The sequence below is a fragment of the Photobacterium arenosum genome (assembly GCF_014841115.1).
GTDB lineage: Bacteria > Pseudomonadota > Gammaproteobacteria > Enterobacterales > Vibrionaceae > Photobacterium > Photobacterium arenosum.
Map to the genome: position 1 here is coordinate 367742 of NZ_JACYTP010000001.1, position 20734 is coordinate 388475.

20 protein-coding genes and 1 riboswitch are annotated in these 20734 nt (G+C 47.6%); of the genes, 14 read left to right on the forward strand and 6 right to left on the reverse strand.

The window, feature by feature from the left end:
- Positions 1-340 precede the first annotated feature (340 nt).
- The 3 genes from IFO68_RS01660 (at position 341) to IFO68_RS01670 (ending at position 3984) form a co-directional block, all read left to right on the forward strand.
- On the forward strand, positions 341-1039 hold the full coding sequence (locus IFO68_RS01660; protein WP_192014074.1) for a PEP-CTERM sorting domain-containing protein: 699 nt from the start codon (positions 341-343) through the stop codon (positions 1037-1039).
- A gap of 76 nt (positions 1040-1115) precedes the next feature.
- Positions 1116-3287, forward strand: coding sequence for a cytochrome-c peroxidase (locus IFO68_RS01665; RefSeq protein WP_192014076.1), 2172 nt, complete (start codon positions 1116-1118; stop codon positions 3285-3287).
- Between the two features lie 160 nt (positions 3288-3447).
- Positions 3448-3984, forward strand: coding sequence for a hypothetical protein (locus IFO68_RS01670; RefSeq protein ID WP_192014078.1), 537 nt, complete (start codon positions 3448-3450; stop codon positions 3982-3984).
- Positions 3985-4043: 59 nt separating this feature from the next.
- On the opposite strand, the gene IFO68_RS01675 is transcribed toward IFO68_RS01670, so the two are convergent.
- From IFO68_RS01675 to IFO68_RS01685, 3 genes are all read right to left on the reverse strand, one after another.
- Positions 4044-5606, reverse strand: a complete 1563-nt coding sequence (locus IFO68_RS01675; protein WP_192014080.1) for a cytochrome-c peroxidase — start codon at positions 5604-5606, stop codon at positions 4044-4046.
- 161 nt (positions 5607-5767) lie between these two features.
- Positions 5768-6085 (reverse strand): AzlD domain-containing protein, encoded by a 318-nt coding sequence (locus IFO68_RS01680; RefSeq protein WP_192014536.1) that lies wholly within the window; start codon positions 6083-6085, stop codon positions 5768-5770.
- Complete coding sequence (locus IFO68_RS01685) at positions 6085-6840, reverse strand: AzlC family ABC transporter permease (protein ID WP_225444998.1); 756 nt, start codon at positions 6838-6840, stop codon at positions 6085-6087. Before IFO68_RS01685 ends, IFO68_RS01680 begins: the two co-directional genes overlap by 1 nt.
- Before the next feature lie 300 nt (positions 6841-7140).
- Between IFO68_RS01685 and IFO68_RS01690 the strand changes: the two genes are divergently transcribed.
- The 6 genes from IFO68_RS01690 (at position 7141) to IFO68_RS01715 (ending at position 14475) form a co-directional block, all read left to right on the forward strand.
- Positions 7141-10065: an MHYT domain-containing protein gene (locus tag IFO68_RS01690; RefSeq protein ID WP_192014084.1), complete on the forward strand. Its 2925-nt coding sequence runs from the start codon at positions 7141-7143 to the stop codon at positions 10063-10065.
- Position 10066: 1 nt separating this feature from the next.
- Entirely contained in the window at positions 10067-11047 is a 981-nt protein-coding gene (locus tag IFO68_RS01695) for an HD domain-containing phosphohydrolase (RefSeq protein WP_192014086.1), read from the forward strand.
- 401 nt (positions 11048-11448) lie between these two features.
- A complete protein-coding gene (locus IFO68_RS01700; protein ID WP_192014088.1) occupies positions 11449-11925 on the forward strand; it encodes a hypothetical protein in 477 nt (158 codons plus the stop codon).
- 108 nt (positions 11926-12033) lie between these two features.
- Positions 12034-13386, forward strand: a complete 1353-nt coding sequence (yegD, locus tag IFO68_RS01705) for a molecular chaperone (protein ID WP_192014089.1) — start codon at positions 12034-12036, stop codon at positions 13384-13386.
- Between the two features lie 40 nt (positions 13387-13426).
- Positions 13427-13888, forward strand: a complete 462-nt coding sequence (locus IFO68_RS01710; protein ID WP_192014090.1) for a GNAT family N-acetyltransferase — start codon at positions 13427-13429, stop codon at positions 13886-13888.
- Between the two features lie 143 nt (positions 13889-14031).
- Positions 14032-14475, forward strand: coding sequence for a YtoQ family protein (locus tag IFO68_RS01715; RefSeq protein ID WP_192014092.1), 444 nt, complete (start codon positions 14032-14034; stop codon positions 14473-14475).
- Between the two features lie 49 nt (positions 14476-14524).
- Here IFO68_RS01715 and IFO68_RS01720 read toward each other — a convergent pair whose 3' ends face one another.
- Positions 14525-14932 carry a VOC family protein gene (locus IFO68_RS01720; protein WP_192014094.1) on the reverse strand — a complete coding sequence of 136 codons (408 nt, stop codon included), beginning with the start codon at positions 14930-14932 and terminating at the stop codon, positions 14525-14527.
- A 110-nt stretch (positions 14933-15042) separates the two neighbouring features.
- Between IFO68_RS01720 and IFO68_RS01725 the strand changes: the two genes are divergently transcribed.
- The 5 genes from IFO68_RS01725 to IFO68_RS01745 all read left to right on the forward strand — a co-directional run bounded on the left by IFO68_RS01725 (position 15043) and on the right by IFO68_RS01745 (position 18605).
- Positions 15043-15345, forward strand: coding sequence for a putative quinol monooxygenase (locus tag IFO68_RS01725; protein WP_192014095.1), 303 nt, complete (start codon positions 15043-15045; stop codon positions 15343-15345).
- Between the two features lie 193 nt (positions 15346-15538).
- On the forward strand, positions 15539-15892 hold the full coding sequence (locus IFO68_RS01730; protein WP_192014096.1) for a hypothetical protein: 354 nt from the start codon (positions 15539-15541) through the stop codon (positions 15890-15892).
- Positions 15893-16169: 277 nt separating this feature from the next.
- Positions 16170-16598 carry a hypothetical protein gene (locus tag IFO68_RS01735; RefSeq protein WP_192014098.1) on the forward strand — a complete coding sequence of 143 codons (429 nt, stop codon included), beginning with the start codon at positions 16170-16172 and terminating at the stop codon, positions 16596-16598.
- Between the two features lie 79 nt (positions 16599-16677).
- Positions 16678-17397: a L,D-transpeptidase family protein gene (locus tag IFO68_RS01740; RefSeq protein WP_225444999.1), complete on the forward strand. Its 720-nt coding sequence runs from the start codon at positions 16678-16680 to the stop codon at positions 17395-17397.
- A 128-nt stretch (positions 17398-17525) separates the two neighbouring features.
- A complete protein-coding gene (locus IFO68_RS01745; RefSeq protein ID WP_192014100.1) occupies positions 17526-18605 on the forward strand; it encodes a threonine aldolase family protein in 1080 nt (359 codons plus the stop codon).
- Between the two features lie 60 nt (positions 18606-18665).
- Here the strand turns inward: IFO68_RS01745 and IFO68_RS01750 are convergent, their stop codons facing one another.
- Both IFO68_RS01750 and IFO68_RS01755 read right to left on the reverse strand, forming a co-directional pair.
- Complete coding sequence (locus IFO68_RS01750; RefSeq protein WP_192014102.1) at positions 18666-19694, reverse strand: adenosine deaminase; 1029 nt, start codon at positions 19692-19694, stop codon at positions 18666-18668.
- Between the two features lie 103 nt (positions 19695-19797).
- Positions 19798-19897: riboswitch (purine riboswitch) on the reverse strand.
- A 198-nt stretch (positions 19898-20095) separates the two neighbouring features.
- Positions 20096-20590 carry a sll1863 family stress response protein gene (locus IFO68_RS01755; RefSeq protein ID WP_192014103.1) on the reverse strand — a complete coding sequence of 165 codons (495 nt, stop codon included), beginning with the start codon at positions 20588-20590 and terminating at the stop codon, positions 20096-20098.
- Between the last annotated feature and the right edge of the window lie 144 nt (positions 20591-20734).

A 20734-nucleotide genomic window follows, 5' to 3' on the forward strand; every position in this document is an offset into this window, starting at 1 on the left:
TCAATATAAATTACAACAGGGATAAAGTATAAAGCTTCGAATCCTTCCTTAGTTTTTCCATCTCTTTATTAGTTACCCGCAGAAACAAACCAACACTTTAAAAACCATAATTTTTATTCTTAATGAAAATAAAAACATACCGTAATGACTAGCTTTAACGACATAGCAAACATTGCATCAAATTAACTGTCAGAAAAAATTACACCATAAAAACAAACGCGACAGGAATTAAATGAAAATAAATTTAAATCAACAAGTTAAACCACCGAACAAAAACGGCATGAATTTGGCATGAATTCGTCGTGAGATAATTAAATACTAATAAAGCAGGGGGTATATCATGAAAATCTCATCTACATTTCGAACTGTTCGCACTGGTTTATATGTCTCAGGTCTCTTGTTATCATCAACCTCACAAGCAGGACTGGTAGACATATTTGCGTTTTCAAGTTATTTTTCTCCTGACAATACAAATGTTTATGTAGATACACCACTCGACAACTACGGCATTGGCTACAGTGACATCCCCTACGAGTTTGTCACCTCTTTCACATCTGCGCTTGATAGTGATAACTACGGTACATTACAGTGGCAGATCAAAAATAACTCCGGCAGTAGCTTTACGGATGTTCACATTGTGGGTGTATTAGATGCAGTCATTGATTTTTACGGTGATGATGATTATGCCTATAATGCCGGCAACAGTGCCGATAGTTGGGAGATTAATGACAGCTATGATCTTTCCGGAAACTTTTACTACTATGGTTTAGCCCTCAATAATTCAGTGACTCCAGCTTTCTTTTCACATGGCCTCGCGCTGGGTTTTAACATCGATGAGTTCTCACACGGCTCTATTTTATCCTTCACCTATACCCTCAAAGACTATGGTCCTGGGTTGCATTTAACCGACAACTATTACACCGATTTATATTTCGACGGTACGTATCAAGTTCCGGAACCCGGCTCTCTGCTTCTGTTCACTACTATTTTATTTGGGGCAAGTGTGTCACTTAGAAGACGTCTTAAAATTAACTCATAGATTTGTTTAACATTAACCAATAATAAAATCTCTGAAGTTAGCATTGATTGCTGTTTATTAATGCGAGGGAATAATAATGGAAAAAAGTAGAAAAGCAATGCGCTTTGGTGCACTAGGTTGCACCATTGCTTGTTTTAGCTTGGGGGCTGTATTTTTTGCACAATCTGAAATACCTGCCGAAGAACCTGAACCAATAGAAAGTTTGATTCCTGAAGCACTCACGAACCTTCAAGTACCTCTACCTGATTTAACCGGTATTGTAAGAGACAAAAACATCGCCATAAAACTTGGCAAAGCCTTCTTTTGGGATCAGCAGGTCGGCAGTGACGGGCAAGCCTGTGCCAGCTGCCACTTCAAAGCGGGTGCTGATGGCAGGATCACCAATATTCTTACTCCCGGCCTGTTGCGGGTCGATGCCAATGGCAATCCCGACCCTGATACTGAGTTTGGTGGCACCGTACCACCCAGCCCGATGGCAACCGATGGCTTTACCGCCAGTAACCAAGTGGCCCGGGCCAATATCACACTCACCCCGGATGATTTTCCATTTCACCAGCTGGTTGATAAAGATGACCGCAATTCAGCCATTGTATACTCCACCAATGACTCCGCTACATCACCGGGAACCTTCGATGGTTCATTCGGCACTGTGATTCCCAGAGATCTGAATGAGTACTGTGGTGACCCGGAAGGCAGCATTTTCCATACTCAGTCCAACCTGGCTACCCGAAAAGTCGAACCGAGGAACACCCCAACGGTCATCAATGCTGCATTTAACTTCAGAAACTTTTGGGATGGTCGTGCCAACAATATCTTTAACGGTACCGACCCGTTCGGACGACGTAATGAGCAAGCGAGGGTGATGATCCTTAACGGCCGTACTCCCGAACTTGCCCGGATCGATCTCAACAACGCCAGTCTGGCTTCTCAGGCTGTCGGGCCAACATTGAGTGATTTCGAAATGTCCTGTGCAGGCAGACAGTTTGCCGATGTCGGTCGACGCATCGTTAGCCTGAGACCACTGGCACAGCAAGATATCGCTAACAATGACAGCCACCTGTCCGATTTGGTCCATCCCAGCGGCAAAGGCTTGCGAACCAGCTACGCTCAGTTAATACGAATGGCTTTCGAGCCGCAATACTGGGCAGCCCGTGGCAACTTTGTTATTGATAACAGCGGCAGCGAACCAATGCTGGTTAGTGACAGCCAGGGCTATACCCAAACCGAGATCAATTTCTCTCTGTTCTGGGGCATTGCCATCATGCTCTACGAAGCTGAACTCATTTCCGATGATACTGCGTTTGACCGCTTCAGAGGATGCCATGAACCCTCTTGTTCACCGGCCATTGAACCCAATGAAAATGCGCTGTCTGAGCAGGAAAAACAAGGGCTTATGGTATTCGTTGATAAAGGAAAATGTGTGAACTGTCACAAAGGTCCAGAGTTCACCTCTGCCGCCATTCACCTGCAAGCTGAAAATCAGGAAGAAGGCCTTGTTGAGCGAATGATCATGGGTGACAACCAGGTTGCACTCTACGATAACGGTTTCTACAACATCGGAGTGAAACCAACCAAAGAGGATCTGGGTGTCGGTGCTGTTGACCCCTGGGGCAACCCGTTGTCTTTTACCCGCCAGTATTTTGATATTTTGCTCGGCAATAACGCGCCCGATCCGTTTGAAGTCGATCCCTGCACCTTTGAGGTTCCTGTACTTAATGATTTCCCTTGTAACTCCGCGCAGCAGACCAATGCGCTACGAGATAGGGTCATCGCAGGTCTGGAACGCGATGCTGTTGACGGTGCCTTTAAAACGCCCGGGTTGCGGAACATCGCGTTAACAGCGCCGTATTTCCACAATGGCGGTGCCGCGACGCTCGAACAGGTTGTCGAATTCTACAACCGGGGAGGAAACCGCAGAGGTTCTGAGTCAAACAATAACTCTGGCTTTGGTAATAATGATTCCAATCTGGATCCTGATATCAGACCACTGGGCTTAACCTCTCAGGAACAAGCCGATTTAGTGGCTTTCCTGAAAACGTTAACCGATGAGCGGGTGCGTTGTGCCCAAGCACCGTTCGACCACCCGAGCTTAACGGTTTCCAATGGACATCTTGATCAGGACAGCAACAATGATAATCGCGCCGATGACATTCTGATCACCCTACCGGCAGTCGGAGCGTCCGGTTTACCCTTCAGTAAATGCTGGGCAAACTCAGGCGATTTGTTCAATCAGGGAGGACCGCTGTAACGGTACGGCAATCAAGAGCAATAGCACCAGTCAAGGCCAATACCGTTTGGCCTTGACTGGCACAGAACCAGCATAAGATTCGCAACAATTATCTTGCTTTCGGCAGACTATACTTTATTCGTTACCTGCTCAGCACCGTCATTCGACTAAGGATAACGGTATGAAATTTGCCAGATATCTGCCTCTGGTAGTGCTTGTTACAGCAGGGCTCCCTGCTATCGTCAATGCCGATGACAAACAAGCAATGCTGGATGATGCATTGAGTGCAGCTCCCCCCACACTCAGAGATAAAGTCACCGTAATGGACTGGGATAACAATGTCTTACAAAAAGGCTCCAATGACTATACATGCTTTCCAACACCTCCTCAGCTGGAAGGGACAGCTCCTATGTGCATGGATGGTCCGTGGATGGCATGGGCACAAGCCTGGATGAAAAAAGAACCCGTTGAAACGAAAACCATAGGTATTTCTTACATGCTGGCTGGTGACGGCGGCGCGAGCAATATCGACCCTTATGCGGAAGGTGAAACTGCAGACAATCAATGGGTGGTTGAAGGACCACATTTAATGATTATCACACCAGACAAAACCTTACTCGATTCGCTTCCCACCGATCCCAATAACGGCGGGCCATATGTGATGTGGAAAGGCACCCCCTATGAACACATCATGGTGCCAGTAGGACCCAGAAAGTAAGACAAAATAAAGAAGAAAAAAGCGAGATAATCATCTCGCTTTTCTTTTTATTTGTAGTTTTATTTTTTGCCTTTTTTCGGCGGGTTACTGGTGCTTTTATAGGGTTTCGGTGGTTCCACAGTCGTGGTGTCCGTGAGCGTTTTCATATAAGCAACGAGCGCCGCTTCTTCGTGAGCCGTTAACCCCAGATCACCTGTTACAGCACCAATAGTTAATAGCGGTGCATCGGGCACTTCAGGTGCAGGCCAGCAATTATTGGCAAGCGCTTCTTTTTCGGTCACGATACTTGCAGGGCAACGTATCACACCAAAATCTGCCGCGGTCTGACCATCAACATCTGAGGTATTGTAGAAATGCACAATACTTTCCAGACTCTTAAACCAGCCATTGTGGGCATACGCTTTGGTAAATCCTTTTCCCGGACGTTTATCAACATTGCGCAGTGTTGGAGTTTTGTGGGCACCAATAAAGGCATTCTGAACATTAAACGGAGGGAAGGGTAAATTGGCATTGGGATTTAATCCCAGATCTAACAGTGTGGGATGTAATCCGATATCCGGTAATGGAGAACCCGGTAGCTCATAGTTTCTTGGCACACCAATCGCGTGATAGCTGTCATCGGTATAACGTTCAAGGGGATGCGTCCCATTGGCACCATTGCTGTTATGACAAATAACACACCCAGCCTGGCCATAAAACAGGTCATGCCCTTCGTTTTCCAGATCGGTGAATCCAGCTAACGGGAATTGTTGATTGTCGTCTTCTGCAAGAGCAATATCCCGTTTTGAGTTAAAGCGATTGTTATCTTCAGACATTTGCCATGCCGCCAGAGCAACAGAAAAGCGCGCAAAGGCCGTGGCCGATTCCGCTGCAGACTGGCAAGATAAACCCACGCCCCATGACAGGTAATACAGCTCTTTACCCCATTTGGTAGATTCTACTTGGCTACACACATCTTCTTTGCTCTTGTGGTTTTGCTCGACAGGGTTCAAAAATGGGCTTGCAAAGGCCTGATCAGCAAGGGAACCGAGGTATTTAGCGTAAAGCGTTTTTTTCTGCCAGCTGGCATCGTTAACATCAAAAACCAGATTAGTATTTTCGACAATGTCTCCATTCGCGCGTCCATTCCAAAACGCACCGCCACAAGGAAAAATACCACACGGCCCCTGCCCCGCAAGCTGGAGTTTTTGCAGACCTTTTGCTACACCGTCATACAGAAAGCTGACATATTGATTTGTCGGCGGCTTCAGACCACCAGCATTTTTCACCGTCGTTTTTTCTTGTCCCTCTTCTAAATCTTGTGGTCTCAAATGAGGCCTTGCCCCGGTCACGGCGACCTGATGTAAATTCACACCGGATACATTGTACGTGCCACCCGTGTTTGGCGCGTGGCAAGTCGCACAAGACATTCGATTAGGATCGGAGATGTTTTCAAAAAATAATCTTTTTCCTAATTCCTCTATGGGTTGTAAATCATAGTCATTCTCATTGTTGTTTTTAGCTTGTGAGCTAAATGAAAACAGCATTGAAATAACCAGAACGGATGTTCCGATTATTTGCATCGGTTTTAAATATGCACTGACATTATCAGGCTGTCTGCCTTTTGATGCTTGCATGGTCATGGTTAACCTCTTCTTTTTTCCGCGCACAAGTCAGCCACCCGTAAAGTCGGGCAGCACTGAGAGCGTTAAGGCTTGATTAACCAACTATAACTTAAGTTTATAAATCCGAATTTCTCATAAAAGAGAAAACTTTTTAAATCAACAATATAAGCAACAAATTCTCATTTTATAGAAAATGACACGCAAAAAAACACCACCATACTTATCACAGCCGTTAATAAAACATTCTTTGTTTTCAAAGCGATTATAATCGCAACAATTGCGCCAACTAAATATGGGTTACTATACGTAACATCAACAGTATTTTTATCAGGCAAAAAAACAATAGGCGCCCAAATTGCCGTCAACACTGCCGGGCTCGAGTAATTTAAAAAACGCTGAGTTTGATAGTTCAGTTTTACAGGCAATCGGGGTTCTAAAAATAGATAGCGACTGGCGAAAATAATCAGCGTCATTGTCAATATAGTTAGCCAGATCATCATTTGTCTTCCTGCTGTTTTTCTGTTATTTCACTGTAAATCGATTTATTTCCCATCAAGCGTTCAGATATATATCCGCCTGACATCGCGGTTAAGCTGGCTATCATCAACCCGCCTTCTATGTTCAGAGCTGCCATTAATACCGACATCACCAAGGCAATCAGTACTGCGATCAACACCGGCCAACGCTGAATACTGGGTACGACAATAGCGATGAAAGTGGCGGCGATGGCAAAATCCAAACCCAGGCTGTCCAGATTCGGGATAAACTTTCCCGCGAAAATGCCTGCTAATGTGGCGATGTTCCAGCTGATGTAAAACCAAAGCCCGGCTCCCAGCGCATACCAGGGCTGAAAACGCTTCGGGGACTGGTTACCACACAAGGCAAAAAGCTCATCGGTAAGAAGGAAGCCCAAACCCAGCCGCCAGCGAAGCGGAAGCGGGCTGATCACGTTTCGCATCGTAATGCTGTACAGCAGGTGCCTTGAGGTAATGAAAAAGGTGGTCAGTAAAATAGTCACAATACCGACCCCGGCTTTCAGTAGCCCGGTCGCTACCAGTTGCGCCGCGCCGGCAAACACTATCGCTGACATGGCCACACTCTGAAACACGTCCAGCCCTGCATCAATAGCAAAGGAACCCGCAAGTAACCCCCAGGGGATCACCGCAACACATAAAGGCATCACTGCGAGAGCGCCTTGTTTAAACAACCGTCGTTTCTCCTTGCCAGTCAGCAAAACGGCTGACGCTGCCATGAATATTTCCTTTTCTTTCATTGCCTACCACTATCCGCGCTTCGAAAACAGTCACTTTACGCCAATACAAGGCTTCAATCTTGTACAAACTTGTCTTAAACAATGATAAGAACATCAGCTCATAAGGTGATCACTATTTATTGATATTGTGTTGATTATTAGCACTTACTAACGCCAGAATGGTTTACTCTTCCTGACCGACAGGATAATGTGAGCGCCCATTGACATAAAAATACAACACTAATTTAACCTAACTGGTTATCTCGCATCAGATGGCGGATGGCTGGTCTTTGATGAATCATGATTGCAGAACTATTTTCGCGTTTTTTTATCTCCGACAGCACAGACCCAAGCCTTCTGGTCACTGGTGAATATAACTATTCACTGATTGCTATCTCTTTGCTTATCTCTGTGGGTGCCTCTTTACTGGCGCTTTCTTTAGCTGAATCGGCTAAACAGAGCCGTAGTCGATTACTTCGCCGCCTCCATATACTGACAGGCGCAGCTTCGTTAGGGGTGGGTGTATGGGCCATGCATTTCATTGGTATGCTGGCGTTCGAGCTGTGTACCACGGTGAACTACAACATCAGCACTACCCTGCTTTCCGCTATACCCAGCTTTCTTGCTTCCTGGGTAACGCTCCATTTGCTGACGAAACGGGCTGTCAGTAATGCACGACTGATCCTATGTGGTATAACCGTCGGGCTGGGCATAGGCTCAATGCACTACATTGGCATGGCGGCGATGGTACTGGGGCCTGCGCTAAAATATGACCCGGCCTTATTCGCACTCTCCATTTTTGTCGCTGCCTCGTTAGCCACACTGGCCTTATGGATCAGTTTTGGTCTGCGCAAGCATCGCTCAATGCCTGGCTACCAGATCCAGCTGATTGCCAGTGTTGTTATGGGACTGGCCATTGCAGGTATGCATTATACTGCCATGGAAGCAACCCGGTTTGTCGGTCAGCCCGATCCAGCATTTATCCCTGGCAGCCAGCGTCATTACTTACTCGCCATTACCATTTCAATTGTCACCGTATCCCTGAGCCTGATCATTGCTGCGGTCAACGCCCTGACCCGCTACCGCTCATTACTGCAGCACAGTGAAGAAACCGCTGCTGAGCTGAAAGCCACCATAGATACCGCCGTAGACGGTATTATTAAAATGTCACAACGCGGTATTATCCTGTCATTTAATGCCTCTGCAGAACGTATTTTTGGTTATCACGAAAGTGAAGTCATTGGCAGGAACATCGGCATGCTGATGCCAGAGCCCTATCAAAGTGCGCACGATTCCTATCTGGAGAATTACCGCAAAACCGGAACAGCACGTATTATCGGCATTGGCAGAGAAGTCACCGCGCTGCATAAAAACGGCCTGATGAAACCGATTCGTTTATCTATTGGCGAATCCAAGCTCAATGGCATCAGCACCTTTGTCGGTGTGATCACTGACATCAGCAAGCAGAAACAAATGGAAGCCGATCTGCGCCGCTCCAAAGAAGAAGCAGAAATCGCGGCTCAGGCAAAAAGCACCTTTCTGGCCAATATGAGTCATGAATTGCGAACACCAATGAATGCCATTATCGGTTTTTCTGAACTCATGCTGGACGGAAAAATGAGCACCGAACAGCAAAGACACCTTGGCATTATCCGGCAATCTGCGAAAACCCTGCTCAACCTGCTTAACGATGTGCTGGATTCTGCCAAGCTTGAAAGCGGGACCACACAGCTTGAATCCCGCCATTTCTCTCTTCGTCAAATCTGTGAGCAATTGATCGCAACTCAATCGTTGTTGGCCAACAAAAAAGGCATAGAGCTGACAATGCGCTATGACCCGCAGCTCAGTGAATATTTCCAGGGTGATCCGCTCCGCGTTCAGCAAATTATCCTGAACTTACTGAGTAACGCTGTAAAGTTCACCGAGCGGGGTTATGTCAGACTGGACATCACTTCCAGCCGTACCAAAGGCATCACCATTCTGGTCGAAGACACGGGAATTGGCATTGCGCCAGACAGACTGGAGAGCATCTTCGCCCCTTTCTCTCAGGCAGACAGCACTATGTCGCGCCGTTTTGGCGGCACAGGCCTGGGAACGACCATAGCCAAACAGCTGGTTGAACTGATGGACGGCAAAATCGCTGTCTACAGCCAGCCAGGTCAGGGCTCGACCTTCCGTGTTGATTTGCCGTTACCGGCAGGACAGTCCGCTCAGATTGATGACAACATAACAGACAATGTTCATCTACCGCCTATGACCATATTGGTGGCAGACGATGTCGAGCAAAATCTGGAGCTGATGACAGGATTATTAAAAAGAGATAACCATCAGTTAGTCACGGCCAGAACCGGAACAGAAGCCATAAAACAATATAAATCCAGGCACATTGATATCATTCTCATGGATGTTCAAATGCCTGAGATGAATGGTCTGGAAGCCAGTAAAGCCATCCGGGCTTACGAAAAAGAACAGCAGTTAAAAGAAGTACCTATTATTGCTTTGACGGCAAGCGTACTTGAAAAAGACAGGCGTAACGCACTCGCCGCCGGCATGAATGGATTTGCCGTCAAGCCGATCGATATCTATGCGCTGAAAGCAGAAATTGCTTACCTGAAAGGGATTATCGCCCAGGTTCCGGTTCACCCTGAGAAACAAGACGACAATCAGGACACCCTTATCGATCTGGAGAAAGGGCGCCTGCTCTGGGGCAATGAACAATCGCAGCTCACCGCTATACAGAAGTTCATCAGCCAGCCACAGCATCACCCTGATTTTCTGGCTCGCTTGCTCAGTGGCAGCCAGACAAAAGCCCTGTCGCATGTGCATCGCCTGAAAGGTGTGACTGGCAACCTGTGCATGCCGGGTATCCATCACTGCATGAAAAAACTGGAACAAGCATTACAGCGTGACGAAAATACGGTTCCACTGTTTACTCAATACCGCGAGATGTTTAATGCCATTACGCTGCTGCTCACTTCGGTAGAAGATTTCTCTGCTGAACCTGAGCATCAAACAGCGACAACCCTCAACCATGACGATATAAGGAAAATCATTCAGCAACTGGAACAGGGCGAGATGCCGGACTGCGCTTTTTCAGCGGTTAAATCCCAGCTCCCTGCAGAACTGGCAATGGATGTGGAATCGGCCATGAGCGATTTTGAATTGGATCGAGCAGCCACGCTGCTAAATAACTATCTCGTCAGCCAGCAGGCAGTGGAGGCATAACATGGATGAACGTAAAACCCTTCTGGTTGTGGATGATGAACCCGCCAATTTACAGGTGCTGAAAAACATTCTGGCATCGGATTACCGCCTGCTATTCGCCAGAGACGGCAGCCGCGCCATTACACTTGCCAACACAGAAAAACCCGATTTGATCCTGCTGGATATTATGATGCCAGGCCTGTCCGGCTATGAGGTTATTCAACAGCTTTCTGCCGCACCGGACACCAAACACATTCCAGTGATCTTCGTGACCGCGCTGTCAGACACTAAAGATGAAACACAAGGTTTTGAGTTGGGCGCGGTCGATTTCATCACCAAACCCGTCAGCCCGCCCATTGTCCGGGCCCGTGTGAAAAATCAGCTGTCGCTGGTCAAAATGGATGAGCTGAAATCAACACGGCTTGCCGTGGTTCAGAAACTGAGCAGAGCAACAGAATACAAAGATAACGAAACAGGCCATCACGTTATTCGCATGAGCCATTACGCATATACCATTGCAAGGGCCGCAGGTTACAGCCCGGCGTGGTCGGAAACCCTGCTGCATGCAGCACCCATGCATGATATCGGCAAAATTGGTATCCCGGATCATATTCTGCAAAAGAAAGGGGCGCTGTCTGGTGAAGAATGGAAAATCATGCAGCGCCACACCCTGATAGGGGCAGAAATTTTGGGCAATGACACCTCAGAACTGATGCAAATGGCCAAAAACATCGCCGTTTATCACCATGAAAAGTGGGACGGCACAGGCTACCCTTACGGTTTACAGACAGACGCCATTCCCATTGAAGCACGTATAACAGCCATTGCCGATGTATTTGATGCTCTGACAAGTCAACGTCCTTACAAGCCGGCCTGGAGCATTGAAGATGCTTCTGACTATATCTGTAAAAATAGTGGCACTCACTTCGACCCGATTCTTGTCGAGGCCTTTAACCGTTGCCTGCCAGAATTACTTGATTTTAAAAAGAAGTGGCCAGAATAATATCCGCAGAGAAAATGATTCATCAAACCTGTCCGATGCATTCTTTGATAAAAGAAAAGCAGTATCATGCTATGCCATTACACATGAAAAAAGGCAAATAATATATTGCCGACAGTTGCCACATATAAATTAGGCTACCCTAATTTATATAAGCCTTAAATTTCATAACCTTATGTAACGGTACATTTGATTCACCAAAATGAGACTCCCACAGCATTTTCATCATTTCGAACACCATAAAAGCGAAAAACTGACATTCAAATGTTAAAGAACACGGCATTATATGAAATTATAATTGTTAGGAAATGTTGTTAACTGATGAAGCTTTGCATCTGTGAATTTGTAACTACAGCTATCGCAATGAAATGCGATGCGATAAACAGGCAAGTGGTGCGTAAATAATGTACTGCGTACAATGCGGTGTTCGAACACTGGATAAACCTGACGGTACTCCGGTAGAAATGTGTAAAAAATGTACTGAGGGCGAACAATCGCAGTCTCACGACTCGCGACGCTCGAAATACTCACTCAAATTCAGGCTGGCAATAGGTTTTCATGCCCTTTACGCGATTATCTGGCTGATATGGGGCATCGTTTCAGGTTTTCAGGCCGCCATCGACGGCATCATGAACATTGAAACCAACAATTTCTCTATGGTGCTGCTGGCTGTGTTGATGATAGTGCTTCATCTCACTGCCGGATACGGACTATTAATCCGCCATCCCTGGGCTGAAAAAGCCACTATGTTGTTTGGCTGCATACTCTTTTTCTTCTACCCATGGGGAACAGTGGCCGGTTCTACCTTAATATATTCGCTGATCCAACTCCGTTACGACTACACGCTCACGTCAAAGTTCTTCCGTAAGCTTTATCGCTAGAAGCTGTTCTGCGAGATGGAATGCAATTCTCACGGTCAGTGCTTCCTTTTCTTGTCTTAGGCCGAAATTTTCGTACACTGGTCGGCTTTTTAGTTGTCAGGAGGAAGTATGTACATAGGTTTCGACTACGGCACAGCCAACTGCGCTGTTGCTGTTATGGAGAATGGTCAGCCAAGGTTGCTTCCCCTTGAAGGCGACAGCTTTTTCATTCCTTCAACGCTTGCGGCACCAAGCCGCGAGGCCGTCAGCGAGGCGCTATTTCGTCACTATGACATCAAACCCGCTGATAAGATTGGAGAGCAATTACTGCGTCGTTCGATCTCTGCCAACAAAGACGACGACATCATCGTTGATGCGCATGCCTTACAGTTTGGTCAGCAGGCGCTGGACACCTACCTCAATGATCCTGATGAAGTGTATTACGTCAAATCACCAAAATCCTTTCTTGGTGCTTCCGGTTTACATGACATCCAGCTGAGTCTGTTTGAAGATCTGGTCTGTGCCATGATGGCAAATATCAAACACCGCAGTGAAAACCAGTGCGGTGAGAGTATTACGCAGGCTGTTATCGGTCGCCCTGTCAACTTTCAGGGTACAGGCGGAAGTAAGGCTAACCAGCAGGCCGAGAGTATTCTGCGCCGGGCGGCAACGCGTGCTGGCTTCAAAGCGATAGAATTCCAGTTCGAGCCTGTGGCTGCCGGTCTGGAATACGAGAGCCAGTTGCAAGAAGACAAAACCGTACTGGTGGTCGATATAGGTGGTGGTACCACCGACTGCTCCGTGCTGCAAATGGGGCCGGGCTGGTTAAATAAAGAAGACAGAACAGAAGGATTACTGGCTCACAGTGGCAGCCGCGTTGGCGGAAACGATCTGGATATCGCCCTCGCCTTCGAGCGTATCATGCCTTTGTTTGGCAAGCACAGCACCAACCAGCGCGGACTGGCAGCGCCGATCAGCCAATTCTGGAACCCGGTGGCGATCAACAATGTGGCCGCACAAAGTGATTTTTACGCCAGCGCGAACTTAGCCGTGCTGCAACAGCTCGTGCGGGATTCCGCAGAACCTGCTTTGCTGCAAAGACTGCTGCAGGTCTACCACCATACTTTAGGTCATCAATTAGTGCGTGAAGCCGAACTGCTGAAAATCGCGTTGTCCGAATCATCCAGTGCCAGTACCGAGATCCGCATCAGACAGGAAACACTGCCGATCAGCTGTACCAGCCATGAACTGGCAGAGGCGGTCAGCAGCAACGCGGATAAAATCAGCAGTCTGATCAATGAAGCTTTGTCTCAGGCGGAATGCGCACCGGACGTTATCTTTATGACAGGTGGCAGTGCCCGCTCTCCCATGTTACGCCAGCTTATCGAGCAACGCCTGCCCGGTGTGCCGATCGTGGCCGGTGATTATTTTGGTTCGGTCACCGCTGGCCTGAGTCGCTGGGCGGAGTTCTGCTTTCGGTGATCAGCAATTATCAGACCGGCAATTAACAAAAAGAAAACGGATGCAAATCAGACAAGCTACTGAGTCCGAGATGAACTCAGTGTATATGATGGGCTACTCAGCCTGGGGCGATGAAATGCCCCAGGCTGAGTATCTGACCGCCTGCAAACGCAGCCGGAAATACACCGCTGGCCAATGGTACGTGCTGCCAGAAGCTGATATGCCTGTCGCTTCTCTGATTCTGTACCGTCATCAGTTTGGTCTGGAAGACGGGCAAGCAGGAATAGGTTCGATAGCAACGTCGCCAGCGCATCGCCGGCAAGGCTATGCCAGTCAGCTAATTCTCGACATTGTCCGTCATCTTTTCTCAAGCACAACGACAACAACGGTTTTTCTTCACAGCGACATCGACACCACCTTTTATGAAGCACTCGGCTTTGAGCGGATCAACAGCCAAAGCGATTGCCTGTTCATCACCCGTTCGCCAGACATTACCCTGCACACTTACCCAAGCTACTTCTGAATCGCCGCCCTTTGCATGTGCAATAAACACCAACTTGTGTACAATGAACTATCTTATAATCCATATATCCACCTCCATATCATGTACACATATTGTGTGAACATTGATAACAGAGACATGCAATAAAGGAAAAGGGGTAAGCAATGACCTGGAATGTCTATCTTTCTGGTGAAATCCACACCGACTGGCGGGAACAAATCATTAAAGGCTGTGAGGCAAGAGATCTCAATGTTGTGTTTACTTCAGCCGTTACAGATCACGACAGCAGTGACGCTGCAGGTGATGGTTTAGGGGCTGAATCTAACAGCTTCTGGCGCGACCATAAATCGGCCAAGGTTAATGCGATTCGGATACAGAAACTGATCAAACAATGTGACGTGGCCGTCATCCGTTTCGGTGATAAATACAAGCAGTGGAATGCCGCGTTTGATGCCGGATATTGTGCCGCACTGGATAAACCCTACATCACACTGCACAGCGAAGACATTGTCCACCCGCTTAAAGAAGTGGATGCCAGTGCCAATGCATGGGCAACAAATCCAGCACAAGTAGTTGATATTTTAGATTATTTACTGAATCAAAAATAAAGCCTGCACCCGACACAATCACACCGATTGTGTCGGGTAAATTGCTTTACTAGCGCAGGCGCTGGCCAGAAATGGCAGGATGATAAATAGGCTGAACGACATTACCGGCCGGATCGGTACAATGAAAACTGCGCGCACCATCACTGTGATCGTGCGGTGTGTCCAGTAACGGCACGCCTTTGGCTTTGAGAAACACGAACCAGGCTTGCAATTCTTCTTTGCTGTCCACTATGAACCCGAAATGATCAAGGGACTGATTGTGATTCTCCTGCGGTTCATACGCCCTGCTCAGCGACAAGTTGTCATTACCGCAACTGAGGTAAATCAGGTTATCGCTCGCTTTTCTTAGCACTTCCATACCCAGTATTTCGGTATAGAAACGGATACACTCCTCAAAGGGATATACCGCTAGTGCTAAATGTCGTAATCCGTTCAAAGGTTTTGGTCTCTCAGCCATATTCAGCCACTCCGTGTGCAATAGTTTTACTCATTGTATACAATAAGGGGCCAGATATTCAAACGAAGAACAAGTTGTTCCTCAAACCGACAAAAAAGGAAGTGCGCTTTATGTTTTGTATTGTTGTGAAAAATTCAGTCAAAGCAGGGTTTCGAGACCAGTATCTCTCGATCATGAAGGAAAACGCCAAGGCTTCGGTAGAGAATGAAGAAGGCTGCCTGGTGTTCGATGTGCTGTCAGCTCAGGACAACGACCACTGCTTCTACCTGTATGAAATCTACACCAGTGAAGACGCACTTGCAGCGCACAAACTGACACCGCATTACCTGGAAAGCCGCAAGCACTTAGCCGGGTTAATCGACGACCAATCTGTCATCCGCTGCGATGTGGAGCATCGCAATTTCCAGCGGTAAACACCTACATAGCTGTGCCCGTTATCCTGTGAGCACGAATTGATGAAGGCAGGTAGGTAAAACACCTGTCTTCATCAATACAATGAAGCTCAAATCCGCACCATCCGGAAAAACCTGCATACTGTCCTCTCTTTGGTCGCCTTAGTAACACACCCCATGAACAGACTCATTACTAAAAGAAGCAAGGTGGATTATGAAAGGCGTTACCTGTTTATCCCTCACCCTGATGTGTGGCTTTATGGTATCGGCAGCAGCGAACGCGGGCTGTGGTAAAATGCAAGCCCAGTGCATTGTGTTCGAGCACGGTGAAACAACGCCGGTCAGTTGCTCCATTTCGGTCTGTGCCAATACCAGCGAGTTTGATACCTATTGGACACTCAGCAACGGTTCTGAGATCTCCCATCACATCAACGCAAACACGGCCACCATTAAGGTAAACGGTCAAACCGGATTTGCATTACCTTCAGCCATATTACAAGACAATCTGAGTTGCTACAGCGCCCCCGGCATCAGCAGCATTTATTGTGCGAAAGACATGTTACTTTAGCCTGAGCTATCTAAGACGCACTGAGGAAACATTCAATGCTTTGTATAGTGACCTGCCTATACAATTGACAGTCATCTGTCTGCCGTTCATACCGTTTGTTGCCTGCCGCTTTTAGCCTGACCAGAGTGCGCTTATACCGATTCCCCGCTTAAACCTTCTGCTTACCTGCCATTTTGCAATAACCAGTTAATGACACACAGCGTTCTGACGCCATTAAATACTGTCATTGGTTGGGGGTTTCTGACCCCTTTTCATCATTATAAGAATCAAGGTGAGTATGAAAAAGGCACTATCTATTATTCTTCTCTCATCGTTATCAGGCTGTGCATCTATGGGCCAGCCAGATCCTGAGATCGGGTTTGAGTCTACAGTTAACCTGAATGGCTACTATTTTTCAGAGAGCAACGGCAATGTTCTGGAAAATGGGCAGCTGGTCAAAAAGAAAACTTATGCCTATATAAAATTCAATAGCTTAGAAGAAAATCAGCTGACGTACATCGTTGCCACGTCTCCGGCTGTAAACGGCATTGTCCGGGGCGATGCGATCAGTACCCGAGTAACCAGTAATTACAGTGTGGATAATAACCACAGCGATCAAGGTTACCGAATCAGCTTCTACCAGCAAAAAGGGAACATGCACCTTGATTACGTGCTGAATGCAGACATCAATGGCGTTATTGAAGATTTTACTTTCCAGCCGCTGTGATCTGACACACTGACAACTTACTGCTGATAATGTAATCAACATTTTTCGTTTAATGGACTAGATATGACGTTGGGGAATTATGCGCACTATTAAATTTTCAGCCCTGTTTGCCGCTGTGTATTTACTGATGACCACTCATGCTCATGGACAGTCCGTTTCAACCTCTGTCGCGCCCTCTTTGCTGGGAAAGCGAACCGTTGATGACGTATTAGCGACTTACGGCCACTTGTCTGAAATGCGGTTGAAATACAGATTTCGCCAGGCCAATGTGAGCTATCCGCCTGAGAAAATTGCGCTGCTTGGCCTGAAAGAAGAAAAAGTCCTGGAGCTATGGGCGTTTGATCAGCAGGGTCGTCGCCATTTTATCTACAGTTACCCTGTCACAGCGGCGAGCGGCAAAGCAGGGCCAAAACTCAAAGAAGGCGACCGTCAGGTGCCGGAAGGTATCTACAAAATCATCGGCCTCAATCCGAACAGCCGTTTCCACTTGTCGATGAAGCTTAACTATCCCAACAACTTCGATCTCAAATACGCCGCGCTAGAAGGCCGGCAATCACCGGGTTCCAATATTTTCATTCATGGCAAAGCCGACTCCATTGGTTGTCTTGCTATCGGCGACAGCGCGGTGGAAGAATTGTTTACCCTGGTGGGGAAAATCGGCAAAGACAATGTCGAAGTGGTGATTGCCCCGCATGATCCACGGAAAAACCCGATCCGCCCTGTACCCGACACCTCCCCGGCCTGGATCTCAGAGTTGTATGCATCTATTGAAAGCGAATTTTCCCGCTTTGAATATTAAGCAGGCAAATAAGACTCCCAGAGCGGATCGCTATCATAACTGCCAATGAAATCTGTTGCGCACTGGAATAAGCCACCATAAACTCCTGGCGACAAATTAAAATTAAGTGGCTTATTTCAAGGATTATTATGAGCACGGAATTACGCTCTCATTGCACTCTGTCTGTCCCCGGCAACCGTGAAATGTCTCCGGCCGACATCTTCCTGCAAATGGCAAACTGGTGTCAGAGCAATCAGATCAAACATGATATTTACGGTCAGGGCGATGATCTGCAGCAGTTTGAAACCAAAGTTGCCGATCTTCTGGGCTACGAAGCCGGCCTGTTCGTTATCTCGGGTACAATGACCCAACCTACTGCGCTGCAACTGGCCTGTATGGCACGCAAAAAACCTATTGTGGCCATGCATCCCTCCAGTCATATTTACCTGCATGAAGCGCAAGGCTATCTGCTGCAGCAACGCTTTACCGTTCTGCCTGTCGGTAACCCTTATCAAACCTGGTCTTTGGCCGATTTGCAGGAATGGCCGGACGATATTGCTGCCGTGCTGTATGAACTTCCCATGCGCGAAATTGGCGGTCAGCTGCCGGAATGGGATGATTTAAACGCTATCAAAGCCCATTGTCGCGAGCAGGGTATTCATCTGCACATGGACGGCGCCAGATTGTGGGAAGCCAAAGCCTGGTATGGCCGTGAGTACAGCGAGATTGCTCAAGGTTTCGATTCAGCCTATGTCTCTTTATATAAAGGCATTGGCGGATTAGGCGGCTCTATGTTGCTGGGCGATCAAGCATTGATTGAAAAAGCTCGCCTCTGGATGCAACGCCAGGGCGGTAATGTATATCGCCGCACACCGTATTCGGTTTCCGCGGCGATGCAGTTCGATCAGCGCCTGGCGCTGATGCCAGCCTTGTTCGATCGTACTCAGCAGCTCTACCGCATACTGAAAGATTACCCGCTGTTAACGCCAAACCCGACTGCGCCACAGGCCAATATGCTGCATCTGTATCTGCCCGTCAGTGCCGAAAAAGCCAGTGTCATTCGCGACAGGCTGGCGACAGAGCAGAAAATCTGGCTGGGAAATCCGCAACAAGCGGCCTTACCTGAGCAATCATTCCTCGAATGGTATGTCGGCGACAATTTGCTTAACCTAAGCGATGACAAGTTGCGCGAAATCTTAAGCTGGCTATCCGGCGAATTAGTCAGCTAATTGAAAAGCGGCTCCCTGCGCTGCATAATCAGCGCAGGGAGCCACTTGGCCATAGTGAAATTATGCCTTGCTATTAGCGGATGATTTTTCGCTTTGGAGGTAATCCAGTGTCATTCGGGTTAAACGCTGCTTCTCTTCCTCGCAGATAAAACTGGCCTGAATCGCATTGAGGGTAAACTGCGCGATCTCTTCCTGCGTCATAGGATGTGCATCGGCCACCGCCTGAAAATTATCTGTCATATACCCACCAAAATACGCCGGATCGTCAGAATTGATGGTGACACGCAGGCCTTTGCGCAGCAGCTCGACGATATTGTGATCTTTCATGTCTTCGAACACCTTGAGTTTTAAGTTCGACAGCGGGCACACGGTTAACGGCACCTGCTCCCGCACTAAACGCTCAACCAGAGCTGCATCTTCAACACAACGAATGCCGTGATCCACCCGGGTCGCCCCCAGCAGATCCAGGGTATTGGTAATATTTTCCGGTGGCCCTTCCTCACCGGCATGGGCTACGGTCAGAAAACCTTCTGTCAGTGCTTGCTGAAAGACCGCATTGAATTTCTCCGGCGGATTGCCCTGCTCTGAAGAATCCAAACCCACTCCCACTATTTTGTCTTTATGCGACAACCCCTGACTGAGCGTGGCAAAAGCAGAGTCCTGATCGAGATGGCGCAGGAAACACATGATCAGCTGGCTGGAAATACCCAGTGTTTCCCTGCCCTGCTCCAGTGCGCGGTGAATGCCCTTCACCACAATATCGAAGGCAATACCCCGCTCGGTATGGGTTTGCGGATCAAAGAAGATCTCTGTGTGTACCACGTTATCGGCTTTACAGCGCAACAGGTAGGCCCAGGTTAAATCGTAAAAATCCTGCTCGTGGATCAGTACGTTTGCGCCCTGGTAATAAATATCCAGAAAAGACTGCAGGTTGTGGAACTGGTACGCCGCACGCACTTCATCAGGTGAATGAAACGGAATCGCAATCTGGTTTCTTTCGGCCAGTGCAAACATCAGCTCAGGTTCCAGCGAGCCTTCAATATGCAGGTGTAATTCCACTTTCGGTAAACCAGTAATAAAAGATGTCATAAGGTGCTCTTAATCAGGTTCTCAATACGTTGACTGGGATGATTAACAGCTTTTCTGCAGCAAAGGAGAATGGGTATTCCGACCATGACAAAGAGAAAAGCGATTAATCGACTTAACTCTTCGTAATCAGAATTTTACGGATTCTGGTAGAGACCCCCACACCCTATCAGTGGGGTTATACGAAGCGGGTTGTATCGGTTTACGCTAAACCGATGACCACAACGGGACAAACTTTCTCATATCATCTGCCGGCTTGCAAGCCGCGCCAGCCAACACCCGATCTGCAAACCCATACAGGAAGGCAACTTATTACAGGTTCTGCTTACTGGTTTCTGGCAAAAATGACGGGGAAAACGTCACAATGGAAAATGCGCCCCGTTCGCAGAGGCGCAGCGGTAATATTACTCTTTCTCTTCTTTAGAAAATTCTTCGCTGGCTTTTTGCCAGGCTTCACTCAGGCTGTCATAGGCACCGGAAAAGCCTTCTTTGACATGATCCCAGGCGCCAGCTGAGCTGCTTTTCATACTGCCATACCATTCAGCCAGTTTCACTCGCTGTTCCTGCATAGATTTGAGACTTTCTCTGGATTTCTCACGGGCTGCCTTATCCATATCATCCCAGTCGTCTTCTATCTGTGTCTGCAACTGCTCAATATGTTTATCCAGGCTGTCGATGCCCTCTTTCGTCGCCTTCATGGCTTCGTCTTTTTGCTCTGCAGAGTAGTTTTTCAGTGACTCCAGCAAATCCTTCGTTTCTTTGTTCACCTGCTCAGCTGATGTCACTGCTTCTGCTTCTTCTTTTTCGTGATGGGCCGCAGTGACTACACCAGGCAACAGCCCGATAGACACCACTAGTGCACATACTGAGGCATAACGACGAACTACACTCACTTTCATATTTCCTCCAAGCGTCGTGATATGAATGAAGAATCAGACCTAAAGTATGGTTGATCCCGAATAACATTGTGTTCATTCACTGTCAGGATACGGTTCACTGGCGAATCCTAACGGATGTTCCATACTTTATAGCACTGGTTTCAA

Excerpts from the sequence above, each read along its gene's own strand:
- IFO68_RS01660 (WP_192014074.1), top strand. The coding sequence starts at position 341 with ATGAAAATCTCATCTACATTTCGAACTGTTCGCACTGGTTTATATGTC.
- IFO68_RS01665 (WP_192014076.1), top strand. The coding sequence starts at position 1,116 with ATGGAAAAAAGTAGAAAAGCAATGCGCTTTGGTGCACTAGGTTGCACC.
- IFO68_RS01670 (WP_192014078.1), top strand. The coding sequence starts at position 3,448 with ATGAAATTTGCCAGATATCTGCCTCTGGTAGTGCTTGTTACAGCAGGG.
- IFO68_RS01675 (WP_192014080.1), bottom strand. The coding sequence starts at position 5,606 with ATGACCATGCAAGCATCAAAAGGCAGACAGCCTGATAATGTCAGTGCA.
- IFO68_RS01680 (WP_192014536.1), bottom strand. The coding sequence starts at position 6,085 with ATGATCTGGCTAACTATATTGACAATGACGCTGATTATTTTCGCCAGT.
- IFO68_RS01685 (WP_225444998.1), bottom strand. The coding sequence starts at position 6,840 with ATGGCAGCGTCAGCCGTTTTGCTGACTGGCAAGGAGAAACGACGGTTG.
- IFO68_RS01690 (WP_192014084.1), top strand. The coding sequence starts at position 7,141 with ATGATTGCAGAACTATTTTCGCGTTTTTTTATCTCCGACAGCACAGAC.
- IFO68_RS01695 (WP_192014086.1), top strand. The coding sequence starts at position 10,067 with ATGGATGAACGTAAAACCCTTCTGGTTGTGGATGATGAACCCGCCAAT.
- IFO68_RS01700 (WP_192014088.1), top strand. The coding sequence starts at position 11,449 with ATGTACTGCGTACAATGCGGTGTTCGAACACTGGATAAACCTGACGGT.
- yegD (WP_192014089.1), top strand. The coding sequence starts at position 12,034 with ATGTACATAGGTTTCGACTACGGCACAGCCAACTGCGCTGTTGCTGTT.
- IFO68_RS01710 (WP_192014090.1), top strand. The coding sequence starts at position 13,427 with ATGCAAATCAGACAAGCTACTGAGTCCGAGATGAACTCAGTGTATATG.
- IFO68_RS01715 (WP_192014092.1), top strand. The coding sequence starts at position 14,032 with ATGACCTGGAATGTCTATCTTTCTGGTGAAATCCACACCGACTGGCGG.
- IFO68_RS01720 (WP_192014094.1), bottom strand. The coding sequence starts at position 14,932 with ATGGCTGAGAGACCAAAACCTTTGAACGGATTACGACATTTAGCACTA.
- IFO68_RS01725 (WP_192014095.1), top strand. The coding sequence starts at position 15,043 with ATGTTTTGTATTGTTGTGAAAAATTCAGTCAAAGCAGGGTTTCGAGAC.
- IFO68_RS01730 (WP_192014096.1), top strand. The coding sequence starts at position 15,539 with ATGAAAGGCGTTACCTGTTTATCCCTCACCCTGATGTGTGGCTTTATG.
- IFO68_RS01735 (WP_192014098.1), top strand. The coding sequence starts at position 16,170 with ATGAAAAAGGCACTATCTATTATTCTTCTCTCATCGTTATCAGGCTGT.
- IFO68_RS01740 (WP_225444999.1), top strand. The coding sequence starts at position 16,678 with ATGCGCACTATTAAATTTTCAGCCCTGTTTGCCGCTGTGTATTTACTG.
- IFO68_RS01745 (WP_192014100.1), top strand. The coding sequence starts at position 17,526 with ATGAGCACGGAATTACGCTCTCATTGCACTCTGTCTGTCCCCGGCAAC.
- IFO68_RS01750 (WP_192014102.1), bottom strand. The coding sequence starts at position 19,694 with ATGACATCTTTTATTACTGGTTTACCGAAAGTGGAATTACACCTGCAT.
- IFO68_RS01755 (WP_192014103.1), bottom strand. The coding sequence starts at position 20,590 with ATGAAAGTGAGTGTAGTTCGTCGTTATGCCTCAGTATGTGCACTAGTG.